General features: G+C 69.1%; 13 protein-coding genes. 6 read left to right on the top strand and 7 right to left on the bottom strand.

Annotated elements, in window-relative coordinates; genetic code table 11:
- Nucleotides 1-6 precede the first annotated feature (6 nt).
- Nucleotides 7-756, bottom strand: a complete 750-nt coding sequence (locus ACZ67T_RS38625) for a hypothetical protein (protein ID WP_469990699.1) — start codon at nt 754-756, stop codon at nt 7-9.
- 175 nt (nt 757-931) lie between these two features.
- Here ACZ67T_RS38625 and ACZ67T_RS38620 point away from each other — a divergent pair, with 175 nt between their 5' ends.
- The 3 genes from ACZ67T_RS38620 to ACZ67T_RS38610 all read left to right on the top strand — a co-directional run bounded on the left by ACZ67T_RS38620 (nt 932) and on the right by ACZ67T_RS38610 (nt 4,427).
- Nucleotides 932-1,666 carry a Crp/Fnr family transcriptional regulator gene (locus ACZ67T_RS38620; RefSeq protein ID WP_469990697.1) on the top strand — a complete coding sequence of 245 codons (735 nt, stop codon included), beginning with the start codon at nt 932-934 and terminating at the stop codon, nt 1,664-1,666.
- Between the two features lie 89 nt (nt 1,667-1,755).
- Entirely contained in the window at nt 1,756-4,167 is a 2,412-nt protein-coding gene (locus tag ACZ67T_RS38615; RefSeq protein ID WP_469990695.1) for a hypothetical protein, read from the top strand.
- A 32-nt stretch (nt 4,168-4,199) separates the two neighbouring features.
- The gene (locus ACZ67T_RS38610; protein ID WP_469990693.1) at nt 4,200-4,427 is read left to right on the top strand and encodes a hypothetical protein; all 228 of its coding nucleotides are present in this window, start codon (nt 4,200-4,202) and stop codon (nt 4,425-4,427) included.
- Nucleotides 4,428-4,489: 62 nt separating this feature from the next.
- On the opposite strand, the gene ACZ67T_RS38605 is transcribed toward ACZ67T_RS38610, so the two are convergent.
- The gene (locus tag ACZ67T_RS38605; RefSeq protein WP_469990691.1) at nt 4,490-5,284 is read right to left on the bottom strand and encodes an FHA domain-containing protein; all 795 of its coding nucleotides are present in this window, start codon (nt 5,282-5,284) and stop codon (nt 4,490-4,492) included.
- Nucleotides 5,285-5,454: 170 nt separating this feature from the next.
- Here ACZ67T_RS38605 and ACZ67T_RS38600 point away from each other — a divergent pair, with 170 nt between their 5' ends.
- The gene (locus ACZ67T_RS38600) at nt 5,455-7,083 is read left to right on the top strand and encodes a serine/threonine-protein kinase (RefSeq protein WP_469990689.1); all 1,629 of its coding nucleotides are present in this window, start codon (nt 5,455-5,457) and stop codon (nt 7,081-7,083) included.
- Between the two features lie 141 nt (nt 7,084-7,224).
- Here ACZ67T_RS38600 and ACZ67T_RS38595 read toward each other — a convergent pair whose 3' ends face one another.
- Nucleotides 7,225-8,910: a ribonuclease J gene (locus ACZ67T_RS38595; RefSeq protein ID WP_116507058.1), complete on the bottom strand. Its 1,686-nt coding sequence runs from the start codon at nt 8,908-8,910 to the stop codon at nt 7,225-7,227.
- Between the two features lie 99 nt (nt 8,911-9,009).
- Entirely contained in the window at nt 9,010-9,231 is a 222-nt protein-coding gene (locus tag ACZ67T_RS38590; protein ID WP_469990687.1) for a transposase domain-containing protein, read from the bottom strand.
- 304 nt (nt 9,232-9,535) lie between these two features.
- Here ACZ67T_RS38590 and ACZ67T_RS38585 point away from each other — a divergent pair, with 304 nt between their 5' ends.
- Nucleotides 9,536-10,885: a serine hydrolase domain-containing protein gene (locus ACZ67T_RS38585; RefSeq protein ID WP_469990686.1), complete on the top strand. Its 1,350-nt coding sequence runs from the start codon at nt 9,536-9,538 to the stop codon at nt 10,883-10,885.
- 260 nt (nt 10,886-11,145) lie between these two features.
- Here the strand turns inward: ACZ67T_RS38585 and ACZ67T_RS38580 are convergent, their stop codons facing one another.
- The 3 genes from ACZ67T_RS38580 to ACZ67T_RS38570 form a co-directional block, all read right to left on the bottom strand.
- Complete coding sequence (locus ACZ67T_RS38580) at nt 11,146-12,456, bottom strand: integrase core domain-containing protein (RefSeq protein WP_469990684.1); 1,311 nt, start codon at nt 12,454-12,456, stop codon at nt 11,146-11,148.
- Nucleotides 12,457-12,960: 504 nt separating this feature from the next.
- Nucleotides 12,961-13,395, bottom strand: a complete 435-nt coding sequence (locus ACZ67T_RS38575; RefSeq protein WP_469990683.1) for a TIGR03668 family PPOX class F420-dependent oxidoreductase — start codon at nt 13,393-13,395, stop codon at nt 12,961-12,963.
- Nucleotides 13,396-13,428: 33 nt separating this feature from the next.
- Nucleotides 13,429-14,256 carry an LLM class F420-dependent oxidoreductase gene (locus tag ACZ67T_RS38570; protein WP_469990681.1) on the bottom strand — a complete coding sequence of 276 codons (828 nt, stop codon included), beginning with the start codon at nt 14,254-14,256 and terminating at the stop codon, nt 13,429-13,431.
- A gap of 522 nt (nt 14,257-14,778) precedes the next feature.
- Here ACZ67T_RS38570 and ACZ67T_RS38565 point away from each other — a divergent pair.
- Nucleotides 14,779-17,136, top strand: a complete 2,358-nt coding sequence (locus ACZ67T_RS38565; protein WP_469990679.1) for a glycosyl hydrolase family 95 catalytic domain-containing protein — start codon at nt 14,779-14,781, stop codon at nt 17,134-17,136.
- Nucleotides 17,137-17,199 lie beyond the last annotated feature (63 nt).

Raw genomic sequence — 17,199 nt, 5'->3', positions numbered from 1 at the left:
CGCGTCTCAACCCCGGTCGTTGTGGCGGATGTACTGGTCGCCCCGGTGTACGGCGAAGACCGTGCCGTTTCCCGTGGCCCGGACGAGTTGCTCCACGGCCCGCGGCTCGGGTTGCGCAGGCGGCTCACCCGAGCCGGAGCCCGCTTCCCGGCCGGAGTCGACGCGTGGCCCGACGGGGCTGCCCGGGTACCAGAGCCAGGCCCGTGCTGCGTACTCCTTGACCCGGACGTCGGCCGCGGTGAAGGCATCGGCTTCGAGCCCCTCGTAGCCGTGCCCGACCGTCTCCTCGTAGTAGTGGTGCGAAAGGATCGCGGTCACCTGGGTGCCGCTGGTCCCGGCCAGGGTCGCGTGCCGCAGCGGGGCCGAGTCGAGCAGCCGGGCCAGCGCCTCGAAGGGGGCGCCGGAGACGGTGCCGTCCGGATCGAGCCGGATGTCCCCCGCGTGCAACGCGGCCCGCACCCGCAGCCGGGTGTCCGCGCCGGCGTGCCGGTTGTGCTCGCGGATCCGGTAGCTCAGCTCCGGGAGCAGCGGGAACAGCAGTCTGGCCTTGGGCAGTCCGGCCGGGGCGACGAGTTGGCAGCCGTCTCCGGTGTCGGCGTACGCGAAGTCCCGCGCGTCCAGATCCGCGATGCCCATGGCGTTGAGCAGCGCGCAACGCAGAACACCCCGGATCTCCTGCAGCCGTTGCTCGCCGCGGCCCGCGGAGCCCGCGATGTCGCACGCCAGCAGGGCTCGGTATTCGTACTTCGGATTCACGATTCCTCCGCGATTCACGACGGGGGCAGGCATTTCGAAGATCGATTTGCTGTCGTCCCGGTTATCCGGTGTCGAGAAGATGATTGACGAGACCGTAGAGGAGGGGTCCCCGGGTAGAACGGCTACTAATACGGCTTGTGCGGTTTCGGCCGCACCAGGAAGAGAGGTGTGGCCGATGAGCAATACACGGGTTCGCGGGGCCGTGGCCTACTGGCCGCCGGCCGGGCTGCTCGGCCGGCTCGACGAGGCCGACCGCGGAATCCTCCTGGGACTCGGCCACGGCGTGGCCTACCCGGCCGGTCAGATCACCATCCGCGAGGCCGACACCTCGGACTTCGCGCTGCTCCTGCTCGGCGGCATGGTGAAGGTCACCGCGCGTGCGCAGGACGGCCGTGAGGCGCTGCTGGCGGTGCGGATGGCCGGGGATCTGGTCGGGGAGTTCGCCGGGATCGACGGTCAGCCGCGCGTCGGCACCGTGACCGCCTGCGGCAGGGTGCTGGCCCGCTACGTACTCCGCTCCGAGCTGCTGGAGTGCACGAAACAGCACCCCACCATCGGACTCGCGCTCAACGCGAGTGTGGTGGCCAAGCTGCGCACGGCGACCGGCCGGATCGTCGACTTCACCGGTTGCGACGTGCTCGGGCGGCTGGCCAGGATCCTGCACCACCTGGCTGTCATCTACGGGCGTCCCGGTCGCAACGATGCCCAACTCCCGCTGTCACAGCCAGAGATGGCCACCCTGGTCGGGGCGGCCGAGTCGTCGATCCACAAGGCCCTGCGGGCGCTGCGGGATTCGGGCGCGGTCGTGACCGGCTACCGGAGGATCACCATCCTCGACCTGGATCACCTCGCCCGGATCGCCGTCGCGGCCGGGCCCGCCGGATTATCGGCGATCTCGCCGAACACGTAAAAGCGCCGGGTTCGCACGACGAGTCGGCACCAGCCTGACCTAGGGCCTCTCGTGCGGGACCCCAGCGTGAGAGAGGACGAGGGAAGCAGATGCCAGAGAACAACGGTGTTCCGGACGGTGCCGGGGGAATCCGGACCGGCGACGTGTCCGGAACGATGGTCGTAGGCAACCACAACATCGTGAACACCCTGATCACCGCCGAGTCCGGTTCGAGCGTCATCGTGCACGGGGGACCGCTGCCGGATCCGGTCAAGCGCCATCCGATCTCCCAGCTGCCGAGGGCCGCCGCCGAGCCGCTGATCGGACGGGGGCGGGACGTTCAGGCACTGCAAAAGGCCATCAAGACACGTCAGTTGGTGCAGGTCTGGGGCGAGCCCGGGGTCGGCAAGAGCGCACTGCTGCGCCACCTCGCGTGCGAGCTGCCGCGCGGGCCCGAAGGCGCGGCCTACATCGAAGCCGGCGGACGTACGGCCGATGACATCGCGCAGGCGATCTTCGACATCAGCTTCGACGCACCGAACTACAAGCCGTCGCTGGAGGTGCTGAAGGAGCATCTGAAGACCCTGCGGCTGCGGATCTACCTGGACGACGCGGGATTCGACGAGAAGGATCTGCGCCGGCTCTTCGACATGGCCGGCAAGTCCACGTTCGTCTTCACCTCGCAGCAGCGGTCCGCGCTCGACGGTGTGCACGCGATCCGGCTCAACGGGCTGACGGCCTTGGCGGCGTCGGAACTGGTGCGGGCGCTGCTGCCCCGCAAGCTGCGGCCCGAGGAGGAGCCGGTCGTAGAGGCGCTGTGCGACGCGGTGCACGGCAACCCGCTGCGGCTGCGGCGCATCGCCCTGTCGGCCGCGACCGGCAAGGGCCTGCCGGGAATCGCCGATCTCCCCGCACTGCTTCCGGCTCTGCTGAACAAGCTCCAGCCCGAGGAACGCGACCTGCTGTACCTGCTCGGTTCGCTGTCCGGCGCCGAGTTGGCCGCCCGACATCTCGATGAGCTGCTCGGCCGGACGGACGCCGACGCGGTCGCCGGCGGTCTGGTGCGACACGGCCTGCTGCTCGCCTCGGAGACCGGCTACAGCTGTCCGCCGGACGTCGCCGAGTGCGTGCTGAAGAGCCGGGCGACGGAGTATCCCGCCGATCAGCTCTGCCGGGCGCTCACCGTATGGGTCGAGGCGAAGGACACCACCCCGGACGACGTCGCAGCGCACTTCCAAGCCTTGGACGTCGCGGTACTGCGGGCGGAGAGGAGCGGACACGCCCGGCTCGGCGCGGCACTGGCCCGTGCCGCCTCGCCGAAGCTGGCGCTGTCCCGGCAGTTCGACGCGTGGGGCAGCCTGCTCGGAGTCGGTTGGGCAGCGGCGAAGAGCGCGGGTGACAAGGAGGGGGAGGCGTTCTTCCTGAGCGAGGCCCGCACCCGCCGCAAGGCGATCGGGAGGGCCGCGCTGACCACTGCCCTGGCGCTCGAGGCGGGGGTGCTGTGGCGGGAACTCGCCGCGCTGCACGCGCATTCGGCGGCCCATCAGGTGGCCAACGCGGGGGCGGCGGTCCCGTCGCCGGTGACCTCACTGCCGGCCCACACAGTCACCACGTCGCACGTCGCGGGCCACGCGCCGACTGTCACCCACCCGACTGTCCACTCGTCCGTCGCTTCCGGGCACGCACACACAACCTTGTCCGGGCACGTGACGAGGCCGGTGTTCGACGCGTCCCGTGCCTCCGCGCAGCCGCACGTCGCAAGCCACGCGGCCGGCACACACTCCGCAGCACACTCCGCCGTACCGATTCCGAAGCGGATCGACCTCTCGGCACACTCTTCCGTCGCCCACTCCACGCCCCCCGTGAGCACCACCTCGCCTGCGGCGAGCACCGGCCACACGGGGGCCACCGCCGCCGGTGCGGCGACCACCAAGGGCGGAATGTCGGCACTCGCCGTCGCCTGCACGATCGGCTTCGCGGCCGTACTGGGCGTGGGTGCCGCGGTCTACGCGACCGACCTGCCGAACTCGACCCCAACCGCCGCGCCGAGCTACGCCAGCGCACCGAACCTGAGCGACTACACCTCGTCCACGGACGACACCTCGCCCAGCGTCGATCCAGTGTGTGCGACCGTGTCGTCCGACCTGCCGCCAAAGATCCAGCAGTTCAGCACGGACGCCTCCAGCGCGACCGAGGCGATGGACTCGTACAACACCGCCATGGGCTCCTACAACTCGGGCGAGACGTCCACCGCTCCGGACGACAGCACGGTGTTCTCCAATGTCAGCACTGTCATCAGTGACCTGAGCTCCATCGAGTCCACGTTGCAGGGGGCCGTAGAGCAAGTCCAAGACAGCTCTGTGGAGGCAGACCTCAACGGCATGCTGACCCCTGTTCAGCAAATGAAGAGCCTGTATCAGTCGTACGCGAACTCTGCGAAAGGTACCGACTTCGACACGTCGAGCCAGGCCTCGGCAATACTCTCGGCCGCAAACAGCCTGGATACCGACTGCGGCGAATGAACCTCCCTGAGACCAGCCAAGAAAGGCCGACCATGCCCACGGAATCCGCACATGGGGACATCCACACCGGGGACGTCTCCGGCACCTTCATCGTAGGCAACAACAACCGCGTGACGAACACGACGCATGGTCCTGAGCAGCCGCAGCAGCAGAGTTCGGCGGAGGACCAGGCAGTCGTCTTCGCGTCCCAGCACGGCGACATGCACGTCACGTACAACGCGGCCCCAGCCGAGCGAGAGGCGCCTGAGGCGGAAGGCTGAGACACGCCGCGTGCCCCGGCCGACAATCGGCTGGGGCACGGGGCACGTACGCTGCGGTCCGCTCAGTCCTTGTCGGCGAGCAACTCCAGGTCCTGAGCGCTCAGCGTCGCCGTCTTCAGCAGTTCCCTGATCAGGTTGACGCTGAGTGTCGAGCCGACCGGCTCGCCGACCTCGTCGCGCAGCAGTCCGCGCACGCCCCGGCGATGCAGCCGCTCGCGCACGTCCTCGACCGTGTTCGCGACCGACTTGTGGGTCCAGGACTTGGTCACGTAGGGGGAGGCGTTGACCAGACGGGCGGTGTCCTCCCAGGCCAGCGGGAGCGGGAAGGCGTCGTGACCCTCCAGGTAGCGCCGGGCGAGCGCGGTGACCACCAGCCGCTCCTGCGGGGAGAGTTCGTAGACCGTCTCGGGATCCATCGTCTCCGCACCGCTCGCGGAGCGGGGGTTCTGGTCGTCATCGTCCGCGACGCGGACCTCGACCAGGTGGGAACGTCGCTTGGACGAGTTGATCACCAGCGGGGTGTACCCGGACTCGACGATCCGCTTGTGGCCGGTCAGCATCAGCACGCCGTCTGGCAGTTCGATGGGCAGATTGCCGGTGTTGACCAGCCACCAATCCCCGTCCGTGGCCGTGCAGGTGAAGACACCGTGCCGACGGCTGACGGTCGGGTCGTCGACACCGACCGGCACATGCACGTCCTCGCGGTCGCGCCCGAAAAGCAGCGTGTACCGGCGCGGCGGCACGGCGTAGCCGCCCTCCGGACCCAGCACGAAGATCGTCCCCGGCGGCGCCGAGGGCACCCTGTCGGAGGGACTGCCCGGCGGCAGCATCTGGGGTGGGAAGTTTCCGTACGCCATGTCACATACCTCCGGCTCGGCTCGCGTCAGTGTATGAGCGCACCGCGAGGACCGGTCCTCGCGCAGATGCGGACGCCGGGAAAGGCGCGCTCGCCGCCAACTCGTTTTGCCTTGGCCTGAGTTGCTCGATAGCCTGCCCGCCGTGACCGCGAGCGGCCGGGGAACTGGTGATGATGGATAGCACGATCGCCGAACCGCTCGGCGCGGACGATCCGCAGGAGATCGGCAGCTTCAACATCATCGGTCTGCTCGGCGTCGGCGGCATGGGCGAGGTCTACCTCGGGGCGTCCGGCAAGGGCTACGCCGCCGTCAAGCGCGTCCGGCCGCGGTTGGTCTCCAGCGAGCGCTTCGAACGCGAGGTCGGCATCCTCTATCGTGTGCCGGCCGGGGTCGGGCCGCGGGTGCTGGCGAGCGACGGCACCGCCGAACGTCCCTGGTTCGCCACCGAGTACGTGCCCGGACTCACCGTGGACGAGGCGGTCCGGCTGCGCGGCCCGCTGCCCGCCGAGGCGCTGTGGCTGCTGCTGGCCGAGGCGGCCACCCACCTGTCGGCCGTGCACGCGTTCGGGATCGTGCACCGTGACGTCAAGCCCGGCAACGTCATGCTGGTGCGGGACGGTGTGAAGCTCATCGACTTCGGCATCGCACGCGCCGCGGACCAGGCGCGGCTCACCAGGAGCGGTGGCAGCTATGGTACGCAGGGATTCTCGGCACCGGAACAGCAAGCCGGGGACGAGGACGTGGACGCGCCCGCGGACGTCTACGCGCTCGGGGCGCTCGTGCTCTACGCGGCTTCGGGCCGCACGCCCGGTGTCGTCCCCGACGTCGAGCCGCTGCGTGCCGTGGACGCCGACCTCGCCGCCGTCATCGGGTCCTGTCTCGCGACCGGCCCCGGAGCCCGCCCCACCGCCGCCGAGGTGGCGGAGGCGGCCCGCGTACACCTGCCTGTTCCTCCTCCCTCCTGGCCTTCCGAGGTCATGTCACGTATCGCCTCGCGACGGGCCTTCGCCGCGACGCCGGTCAGCAAGCTGGAGACCGTCCCGCCGCCGGACCTGGACGCGGATCCGACACCTGAGACCGAGCCCCCGTCCGTCGCGCCACCTCGCCACCCACGCAAGCGCCTGCTCCTGATCCCGGCCGCCGCGGTGATCGCCCTCGGCGCCGTCGCGGCGTTCGTACTCGTCCCGTCCGCTTCCCGGCTCAACGGCGCCGCGCATCCGTCCGGCAGCGCGTCGGTCAGCGCCGGTCCTGCGGCCGGGGCGACACGGACGTCCTCCGGGAGGCCGCGCCGTTCGGCCTCGCCCACCGCGGAGTCCGGGCGCCCCACCCCGGTCGTCCCGGCGGGTACGGACACAGCCGGCCCGCCGAGCGGGTCCAGCGCGCGTCCACCCTCCGGCCCCGCCGCGACCGCCCCGTCCTCAGCAGCCGCCACCCACGTCACCTCGTCGTCGATCAGTGGCATCAACGGCAGCGACGACCCAGCACAGGTCAAGGGTTCCGAGGCGGACACTTCCTGGGTAGGCAACGACGCCGCCTGCTCCGCCTGGCTGGACGACAACGGCTCCGGCGAGCTCGCGGGCGTGCTCAATACCTCCCTGAACCAGAACTGCGACGCCGAGCTGCACCGCAGCGACGGCATCGCGTACACGTTCCGCGCCTCCTGGGGCGCTGCGAAGACAAGTTTCATCTCAGACGTCGGCCACACGATGTGGATCTGCGTCTGGAACGCGAGCGACCGATCCGACGAGCAGTGCTCCGCCCGCTTCGCCATGCACGGCGATACCCCGGTCAAGGCGTGAAACAAACGGCGTGCGGGACTCCTGTCACAGGCTTGGCCGGAATGCGTTGCCACCCCGGCTCCTCGGGTGGCTGCTGACTTCCGTGCCCGACCTCGATGCTCGCGGGGCCGCGACCGGAACCGGGGACCGTGCTGCCGGGGCTCAGGCGTCGATGATGACGGGGATGATGAGGGGCTTGCGGCGGTGGGTGCGGAACGCCCAGTTCGCCACAGCGCGGGCGAGGAGCTGTTCGAGTTGGCGCGCGTCCCCGACGCCTTCCTCAGCCGCGGTGGACAGGGTCTTCTCGATGACGGGGACGACCGGCTCGAAGGTGGTGTCGTCGTGGACGAAGCCGCGGGCCAGGAAGTCGGGGGCCTCGGCGAGGGCGCCGGTGTCCGCGTCGACGATCGCCACCACCGTGACCACGCCTTCGGCGGCGAGGGTGAGGCGGTCCTTGAGGGACGCTTCGGTGGCGCCGCCGACTTCCATGCCGTCCACGTAGACGTTGCCGGCGGGGACCTTGCCGGTGATGGACGCGCGCCCGTCGACGAGGTCGACGACGACGCCGTCCTCGGCGATGACGACCCGGTCTGGGTCGACACCGGTACGGATGGCGAGGTCGCCGTTGGCCCGCAGGTGGCGCCATTCGCCGTGCACGGGCATGACATTGCGGGGTTTGACGATGTTGTAGCAGTAGACGAGTTCGCCAGCGCTGGCGTGCCCGGAGACGTGGACCTTGGCGTTGCCCTTGTGGACCACGTGGGCGCCCCACCGGGTAAGTCCGTTGATGACGCGGTAGATGGCGCTCTCGTTGCCGGGGATGAGGGAGCTGGCGAGCAGGACGGTGTCGCCCTTGCCGATGCGGATCTGGTGGTCGCGGTTGGCCATCCGTGACAGCGCGGCCATCGGTTCGCCCTGGGAGCCGGTGCACACCAGAGTGATCTTGTGGTCCGGGAGCTTCTCCAGCTCCTTCGTGCTCACGACCAGACCGGACGGGACCTTCAAATAGCCCAGTTCACGGGCGATGCCCATGTTGCGGACCATCGACCGGCCGACGAAGGCGACCTTGCGGCCGTGCTGGTGGGCGGCGTCCAGGACCTGTTGGATGCGGTGCACATGGCTGGCGAAGCTGGAGACGATGACCCGGCGCGGCGCGGTGCGCATCACCTGCTCGATCGCCGGGTTCAGCTCACGCTCGGAGGTGGTGAAGCCGGGTACTTCGGCGTTGGTGGAGTCGGTGAGGAACAGGTCCACGCCCTCCTCGCCGAGGCGGGCGAAGGCGCGCAGATCGGTGATGCGGTCGTCGAGAGGGAACTGGTCCATCTTGAAGTCGCCGGTGTGCAGCACCATCCCGGCGCCGGTGCGGATCGCGACCGCGAGGCTGTCCGGGATGGAGTGGTTGACCGCAACGAACTCGCAGTCGAAGGGCCCGAAGCCGCGCCGGTCGCCCTCCTGCACCCGCACCGTGCGCGGCCGGATGCCGTGTTCCTTGAGCTTGGCCTCCAGGAATGCCAGCGTCAGCTTGGAGCCGACGACGGGAATGTCGGACCGCTCGCGCAGCAGGTACGGCACGCCGCCGATGTGGTCCTCGTGGCCGTGGGTGAGTACCACGGCCACGATGTCGTCCAGCCGGTCCCGGATCGAGGTGAAGTCCGGCAGGATTACGTCCACGCCGGGCTGGGTCTCCTCGGGAAACAGCACGCCGCAGTCGACGATGAGCAGCTTGTCGGCGTGCTCGAAGACGGTCATGTTGCGGCCGATCTCACCTAGGCCGCCCAGGGCGATGACCCGCAGCCCTCCTTCGGGAAGGGGCGGGGCGGCTTTCAGCTCGGGGTGCGGATGACTCATACCTTGACGTTACCCGGGGGCGGGGTGATCCACTGCCTGTGTGATCTCTTCTTCCCGACGGAGCGGGGCACCCGCAGCGGCTGCCGCGGGTCAATCGGATTACGCCGGCGGATGGTACAGGGAGTGGTGAAGGCGCAGCTTGCCCCACACCAGCCCGGCGCCCAGATGCTCGAACAGCCCGAGCACGAGCACGAAGTCCACCCCGACGGGAGAGGGGAGGCTCCGCATTCGTTGCTCACGTGCCCCGGTCTCCTCCACTACGGCATCTAGCAACTCTGGCGGGACGACCTGCGTTAACTCTGCGCCTGGCGAAGAGTCCATCCATGCTGTTCAGGCGGCATGTAGGTATTCGTGGAGGACTCCGCCGAGGCGGTCTCTTCGGCGTACGTCGAGGTGGGAGATCTGTGCAGGGGGGAGCGGTTCGCCCTCCCCGCTTGCCGAACGCCCAGGATCGATCACCTTCGAACAGGACATGCGGGAGGCCCGCTCAACTACGAGCGTCACGAGGCAATCCGCGTAACGAAAGTCTCTACGCTCTCAGGGGAGTGACAGTGAGGGTCTGACCTCGTGTTCTTTGGGGCTCCGGAGGCTACCGTTTGGTAGCCCGGACTGTTAGCTTCCGGCTGTGCGCAAACTCCGTCGAATACTTGTCGTCGCCGCCGTCTTTGTGGTCGTGGCGACCGCCGCCGGTACCGGTGTCTACCGGTGGCAGCGGCCCATGATCCTCACCGGCACCGGTTATGCGGCGCACAACGACTGCGCGGTCACCGAGATCGGTGGCCGCCGCGACGCAGCGAGCGACCTGCCCGCGAACCCGATCAAGTCCTATCTGCGGTACGGCTCCGACGGGTCCGCCGAGACCACCGGCTCGCTGCTGGGCGTGCTCGCGAAGCAGAAGGCCTGGTACACGAAGGGGTTCGGCTGCACGCTTGCTGACGAGCGCCCCCGGCTCGGCGCGGCCTCGAGCGTCTCGGCCGACGGCAACCCCTTCACGCACGCCCCGGCGCCCAAGTCGTCGGCGAAGCTGGACGCCGCGCTCGCGCGCGCCTTCGGCAAGGGGCTGTCGGCCTCGGACGCCGCCGCGCTCGGCACCCGGGCGGTCGTCGTGGTGAAGAACGGCAAGCTCGTCGCCGAGCGCTACGCCAAGGGGTTCGACGCCACGACCCCGCAGCTCGGCTGGTCGATGTCGAAGAGTGCTACCGCCCTGATCACCGGCATGCTCGTGCAGCAGGGCAAGGTCACGCTCGACGACCACGAGCTGCGTCCCGAGTGGAAGAAGGACGGCCGTGCGGACATCACCGTCGAGCAGCTACTGCGGATGACGAGCGGTCTGGAATGGGACGAGACCTACGACCTGGGCACGCCCATCACGCAGATGCTCTACGGCGAGTCCGACATGGGCGCCTATGTGGCCGGCCGTCCGGCCGAGCACAAGCCAGGCACCGTGCAGGAGTATTCGAGTGGCTCGACGACCCTGCTCTGCTCGGTCCTCGCGCAACGCACCGGGCTCGGCGCCGACCTTCCGCGGCAGACGCTGTTCCGCGCCCTCGGTCTCTCCTCGGCCGTGCTCGAACCGGACGCCGCAGGCACGCCGGTGTGCTCCTCGTACCTGTGGGCCACACCCCGTGACTGGGCCACGATCGGCCAGTTCGCGCTGCAGAACGGCAAGTGGCACGGCAAGCAGCTGCTGCCCGAGGACTGGATGAAGCGCTCGCTCGAGGTCGAGCCCGTCGACAAGACGGACGACCCCGGTTACGGCATGACGTGGCGCGTCAACGTACTGCCCGACGGCAGCCTGCGATGGCCCGAGCTGCCCAAAGACACCTACTACGCCTCGGGACACGACGGCCAGAAGGTTATCGTCGTGCCGTCGCAGGACCTCGTCGTCGTACGTATGGGATTCACTCCCGACGCCGACGACGAGCCCAGCGAGGTGGCCCTGGTCAAGGAGGTCATCGGCGCGGGCTCCCGATGACCCGAGCAGTGGCCGGAATGTGGCAACCAACGGCGGCGAATGTCGGTGTACCGCGCAGAGGGTCTGCGTAGCGCGGCCAGCGGTGCCTCGTTGCACTCGACCTGGGGGTCAAGGGGTCGCAGGTTCAAATCCTGTCGTCCCGACCAGCTTTTTGCAGGTCGGAGGTCGTTTCTGCCGTTAGGCAGAAACGACCTTTTTCGTTGGTGGTCGTGGGGTGGTCGTCGTTTGGTCGGTGCGACCCCGGCGTGTGCCGCTTGTGGTCATGCCGCATCTAGTAGCCGTGTGTTCTGGACCGGGTCTTGGTGGACCGGGTCTTGGTGGGCCGGAGTGGTGGTCGTGTTGTGGTCGCGGTGTTGTTCCTCGCGGTTGAGGGCGGCGGCGATGGCGTCGACGGCCTGGTGGGCGGTGCGTCGGGTGAGGTGGGCGTAGATGTTCGCGGTGGTAGAGACGGTGGAGTGCCATGCGGTCTGGGAGACGGCCCACAGGCTGACGCCTTCGCTGATGGCCGTGGTTACGGCGAGGTGGCGCAGGTCGTGGACGGCGCAGCGGGGGACGCCGGCTTGATCGGTGAGGTTGTGGAAGTGATTGAGGCCCCTGTGGGGCTCATTTATTCGTTGTTGCAGGTCAAGCGCGGTATATCGATACTCGTTGTTGATTGCGCCTCCCAGTACGCGGGTGCGCAGCAGTCGGGGGTTCTGGATGCTGGCGGCGGGTGATGTCTGCTGTGTCGCGTCTGGTGGCAGTTGTCCTCGGGATCGGTGGGGTCTGTGCTGGTTGTAATGATCGGCAAATTCGGCGAGAACCTTGGTGGCGTGGGGTGTGTTCATGATCAGGACGTGGTCGAGGGCTTCACGCAGGATGGTGCCGATCACGCGTTCGCAGTGGGCATTCATCTTGGGTGTGCATGGGGCGCTGAGGAGGATGTCGACGTCGTCGGCGGTGAAGACGGCATCGAAGGATGGGGTGTACTTCGCGTCCCGGTCGCGGATCAGGAACCCGACCTGTGCGCCGTGTTCGGCCAGCGCCCTGGCGACTTCGCGGGCCTGCTGGACGGCCCACTGTCCGGTGGGATGCGCGGTTGCGGGCGTGATGTGCAGTCGGCGGGTTCCGTGTTCCAGGAAGGCCATGGCGTACAGGCGTTGGCCGAGCGCGGTGTCGAGGTGGAAGAAGTCTGCCGCGACGATACCGTTGGCCTGAGCGGTCAGAAATTCCCTCCAACTCGGCCCCTGCCTCCTTGGTGCCGGGTCGATCCCGGCCGCGTGCAGAATGTTCCACACCGTGCCGGATGTCACCGAGTGCCCCAGTCGCGCTATCTCGCCCTGAATGCGCCGGTGCCCCCATCGAGGATTCTCGTCGGCCGGGCGCAGGACCAGTTTCTTCAACGCCACCGACGAGGGCGGCCGACCGATGCGCGTTCGGCGCGCGCTGTAGTCCCATTGGCGGGCGATCAGTCTGCGATGCCAGGCCAGCACAGTGCCTGGGGTGACGAGGAAGACGCGGGCCCAGCGCTGCCGGGGTATCAACGAGGACAGAACGGAGAACCAGAACCGGTCCGCCGGCTCGTAGCGCACGGGCGAGATCAACTGCCGTTACAGCACCGTGTTCTCGTGCCGCAAGACCAGCACCTCGGCCTCCACCGACGCCTCCCGCCGGAGTAGAAGCTCCGGCGGTGACAGCAGTCCCCTAACGGCGCGGTACACCAGCGAAACGATCATTGCCACGGCGTCGCAGACTATTGATCCGCCCGTAACTCACCTGCAGTGATGGCTTATTGAGCCCCTCCGCGCCTGGACCCGGGCGCAGACGGCGTCCATCACCAGGTCGAGACAGGCCGGGTCGCTCGGGAGGGGCTGCGCGATCTGCAGGAGTTCTTGCGGGGTGACCCGCAGTCGGGCCCGGCTGAGCTGCGGCGTTCGCCGCGCGCCGGGTGGGACGAGCGGTGTCGGGACGGCGGCCGGTGGACGCCCAGCTCCTCCGGGACAACGGCGGTGTCGGGTAGCCGAATAACGGCGACGACGAGCCGTGATGGTGCCGGTACTGGTGATGCCGGGGGCGGCGTGTCTCCTGCCCTACGGTCACCCCCCCGACGCGGCACGCCAGCCGTGCCACCGGCGGACGGCGATCACGAGCGCCGGACCGGTCGGCGGTCGCTGCCGGTACGGCGCGTACTTCTCCTGCAACTGGGCGACGGCCGTCGGGTACTCGCCCTGGGTGCCGGGCGGCAGCACGCGGGCGTCACCGTCCGCGCGGACCCACCACAGCCGCTCCCAGTCCTCGTCGTACGCGTCGACGAGCAGGCAGACAGCCGGGTGGGCCGCGATGTTGTCCAACCGTTTCAGCTGCTGCGACCTCTTCGGCTTCCAGTCGACGGCGGTGACGATCTCCTCGCCGTGGGCCGCGAAGACGACCGGCACCAGATGCGGGCACAGGCCCGCGTCCACCGTCGCCAGGCGCGCCACCCGCGCGGTCATGAACCGGCGGCGCGCCTCGTCCCGGGCCATGTCCGGCACGGTCAGCTCCTATTCAGCGGCAGCCGCGAGCCGTCACCGGTGGCCGGACGTGGCCTCGGCCAGTTCGTCCAGGGTGCGCAGCGTCTCGTTCTCCGGCAGGGTCGGCAGATACAGCAGGACGCGTTCGACGCCGAGTTCGGCGTAGGTGTCGAGCGCCTTCCGGTCGTGCCGGCCCGCGTACACCACGACGGACGGGCGGTCACCGGCCGTCCGCCGCATACGCGCGATGCGTTCACCCAGTTTCTCGAGCGGCAGAGCGCTCGGCATCCACGCCGCACCGTACGCGGCGACGCGTTCGAAAGCGCGCTCGCTGTCGCCCCCGACCCAGATGGGCGGATGGGGCTTCCGGACCGGCTTGGGCCAGGCGTAGACGGGATCGAAGTCGACGAAGTCGCCATGGAACTCGGCCTCCTCCTTGGTCCACAGCTCGATCATCGCGCGGATGCGTTCGTCCATGAGCCGCCCGCGGACGGCCGGATCCGTCCCGTGGTTGCGCATCTCCTCGCGGTTCCAGCCCGCGCCGACCCCGAACACGGCCCGGCCGCCGGAGATCAGATCGAGGGAGGCGACCTCCTTCGCGGTGTGGATCGGATCGCGCTGGATCACCAGAGCGATGCCGGTGCCCAGGAGCAGGTCACGGGTCACCGAGGCGGCCGCGGCGAGCGCCACGAACGGGTCGAGCGTTCGGTAGTAGATCCGCGGCAGCTCACCGCCCCCCGGGTACGGGGACTCCCGCTTGACCGGAATGTGCGAGTGCTCGGCCAGCAGCAGGGAGTCGAACCCACGCTCCTCCACGGCGGGTCCCAACGCCTTGGGGCCAATGCCCTCATCAGTGACAAATGTCGATACTCCGAACTTCATCCGCGACCACCTCGTCTCGTCGGCACCCCTGCTGTCAGTGTGACGCGGTCGGTCGCTCCTCGTCGGGCATGACCTCCCGCGGCGTGGCGTCCGGACCCTATGCCCACTGTCACTGCCCGACCCATGCGTGCGGACGGAGGTGACTGTGCGAGGGCGGCCGGGACGCGGGTTGCGGCTGAGGCGGACGTGACGGTTATTCATGAAGTTGCGCTGCCAGCGCAGGACCCACGTGTGCCGGGTGCCGACGCAACGCCGTCGGCACCTCACGGCAGGCCGCGGCCGCCGCCTCGCGCGCGCGGGACGCGGCCTCCGACTGCGAGAACCATGACGCCTGCGCCCTCGAGTGGGGCGTGCTGCTACGTCTGGTCGATCGGACCGCGCCGGACCGCAAGGACGGCGGCCTCCCGTCCACGGCCGCGCGAAAAGATCGGATCTCTTGCTTCAATACCCCTTGTGACTCAGGGGTGTTGACTGCATCATTCCCGAGACGCGGGTTCACCTCCGAGTATGGGAGTCACTTATATGAACGAGAGACACATCTCGGCCGCACTCTCCCGCCCATCCCGGCGGACCGCTCTCACTCTGGCCACCGGAATGGGCGCAGCCACGCTTCTCCCGCAGACCGCCTCCGCCTGGGCCGCTTCTGCCGCCACCGTGGGGGCGAGCGCGCATTCCACCGATGTCTCGCCCCATGAACGGGTCGCGCGCGAGGCCTCGTTGCGTTGGCGCACGCTGCCCGCTGACTGGAAGGACGGCGCACTGCTCGGCAACGGGCTGCTGGGCGCCGTCGTCTCCAAGGGCGCCGCCGCGAACACCCTCCAGGTGATGCTCAGCCACACCAAGGTGCAGGACCAGCGCGGGCAGTGGCGTGCGGCCATCGGCTACTCCCGGCTGCCGATCGGCTGTCTCACCCTCAGCCTCTCCGGCGAGATCACCGCCGTCGACTGGACCCTTGACCTGTACGACGCCGAACTGCGCGGCACCATCACCACGGCCCGGGGCAGCGTCGCGTTCAGTATCCTGGTGCACAACTCCCGTGACGCGCTGGTGGCGTTCACCGAGCCGAGCCCGGGGGAAGAGGACGCGGCGTGGTCCTTCACCTGGATGCCCGCCACCACGTCGCGCACGAAGGACAAGCCCGCCGACTACGTGGGCAACCCGGACCCCGCGACCGGCACTGCCGAGGGCACCTCCTATGTCGAGCAGCCGCTGATAGCGGGCGGCGGCTGGACCACGGCCTGGCGCGAGCGCCGCGACGGCACCCGCCGGGTGCTGGCCGCCCATGTCGTGTACCGGCACCCGGAGGAGCTGAGCTGCACCACGCGCCTCGCCCTCGCCGCGGTCGACCGCACCCTCGCCGCCTCCACCACGGGCCTGCTGCGCGAACACCGATCCTGGTGGCACCGCTACTACCGCCGCAGCTTCGTCTCCGTGCCCGACAAGCGAATCCAGGACTTCTACTGGATCCAGCTGTACAAGCTCGCCAGCGCCACCCGCGCGAACGGGCCGTCCCTGTCCGAGTGGGGGCCGTGGTATCCGGAGACCGGCGGCAGCTGGACCGCCGTCTGGTGGAACCTGAACGTGCAGATCGCCAGCTGGCTGCTGCAGGGCTCCAACCATCCCGAACTCGACTCCGTCACCTCGACGTTCAAGGCCTTCGAGGCAGAACTCCCCACCTCCGTCCCCGCGGAGTACCGTGACGGCGATACCTACGCCCTCGCGCACCCCTCGGACTGGATGCTGCGCACCGGCGGAAAGACGGTCGGCGTCCCCGGCACCGCCTCCAAGACCGACAACACGGGCAACCTGCTGTGGGCGCTGCACAACATCTGGCTCAGCTACCGCCATTCCATGGACCTGGCGATCGTCCGCGACGTGCTCTACCCGATCCTCACCCGCGCGGTGAACTTCTACGACCACTTCCTGTACGAGGGTTCGGACGGCGCCCTGCATCTGCCGCTGACCCGCTCACCGGAGTGGGCCGACGCCGAGGACTGCACCTACGACCTGTCCCTGGTGCGCTGGGGCTGCACCACCCTCCTGCAGTGCCTGAAGCTGCTGCGCACGACGCACCCCAAGGCGGCGCGCTGGCAGGAGATCCTGGACCGGCTCACTCCCTACCCGCAGGACGCGACCGGGGTGATGGTCGGCGCGAACAAGCCGCTCACCGAGTCGCACCGGCACTTCTCGCACATGCTCTGGCTCTTTCCGCTAGCCGAGTACGACCACGCGCGCCCCGCCGACCGCGCCCTGATCGACGCCACCTTCGACCACTGGGTCAAGGACCGTACGCAGTGGGCGGGTTACAGCTTCGCCGCCGCGTCCTCGATGGCCGCCCGGATCGGCCGTCCCGAGCAGGCCCTCGACCTGCTGACGTACTTCACCGATGGCAACGTGTTCCGCAACTCCCGGATGACCGAGAACACCATGTACGTCGAGGGCGGCAACCTGGCCGTCGAATCCCCGCTCACCGCAGGCCAGTCCGTGCTCGACATGATGATCCAGAGCCACTCCGGGCCGGTGCGGGTCTTCCCCGGTGTGTCGGCGAGCTGGCCCGACGCCAGTGTCCAGGGCCTGCGCGCCCAGGGCGCCTTCCTCATCGACGCCGACCGGGCCGACGGCGCCACCCGATGGGTACGGGTGCACAGCGAGGCCGGCGCGCCGCTCGACCTGGAGCACGGGATCAGCGGGGACATCGACGTACGGGACGAGCGGGGGCGACGTTTGCCGTACCGCACGACGGGTGTCGGGCGCGCTGTGATCCAACTCCCGAAAGGCGCCGCAGTGTTGGTGACCCCTGCCGGCAAGAGGGTCACCGGTCCCGCACCGCGGGACGTGCCCGCACTGTCGGCGCGGCGCCCCTGGGGACTGCCGGACTGAACGCGGAGTCAGTGCACCGGCGCGGCGGACTCGGGAGGGATGTTCTTGTTGAAGCGGAGCAGG

This window comes from Streptomyces sp. NPDC107517 (genome assembly GCF_055582645.1).
This window is presented reverse-complemented; position numbering and strand designations above follow the sequence as displayed.

Excerpts from the sequence above, each read along its gene's own strand:
- ACZ67T_RS38590 (WP_469990687.1), bottom strand. The coding sequence starts at position 9,231 with ATGGACTCTTCGCCAGGCGCAGAGTTAACGCAGGTCGTCCCGCCAGAG.
- ACZ67T_RS38610 (WP_469990693.1), top strand. The coding sequence starts at position 4,200 with ATGCCCACGGAATCCGCACATGGGGACATCCACACCGGGGACGTCTCC.
- ACZ67T_RS38570 (WP_469990681.1), bottom strand. The coding sequence starts at position 14,256 with ATGAAGTTCGGAGTATCGACATTTGTCACTGATGAGGGCATTGGCCCC.
- ACZ67T_RS38565 (WP_469990679.1), top strand. The coding sequence starts at position 14,779 with ATGAACGAGAGACACATCTCGGCCGCACTCTCCCGCCCATCCCGGCGG.
- ACZ67T_RS38595 (WP_116507058.1), bottom strand. The coding sequence starts at position 8,910 with ATGAGTCATCCGCACCCCGAGCTGAAAGCCGCCCCGCCCCTTCCCGAA.
- ACZ67T_RS38620 (WP_469990697.1), top strand. The coding sequence starts at position 932 with ATGAGCAATACACGGGTTCGCGGGGCCGTGGCCTACTGGCCGCCGGCC.
- ACZ67T_RS38600 (WP_469990689.1), top strand. The coding sequence starts at position 5,455 with ATGATGGATAGCACGATCGCCGAACCGCTCGGCGCGGACGATCCGCAG.
- ACZ67T_RS38605 (WP_469990691.1), bottom strand. The coding sequence starts at position 5,284 with ATGGCGTACGGAAACTTCCCACCCCAGATGCTGCCGCCGGGCAGTCCC.
- ACZ67T_RS38615 (WP_469990695.1), top strand. The coding sequence starts at position 1,756 with ATGCCAGAGAACAACGGTGTTCCGGACGGTGCCGGGGGAATCCGGACC.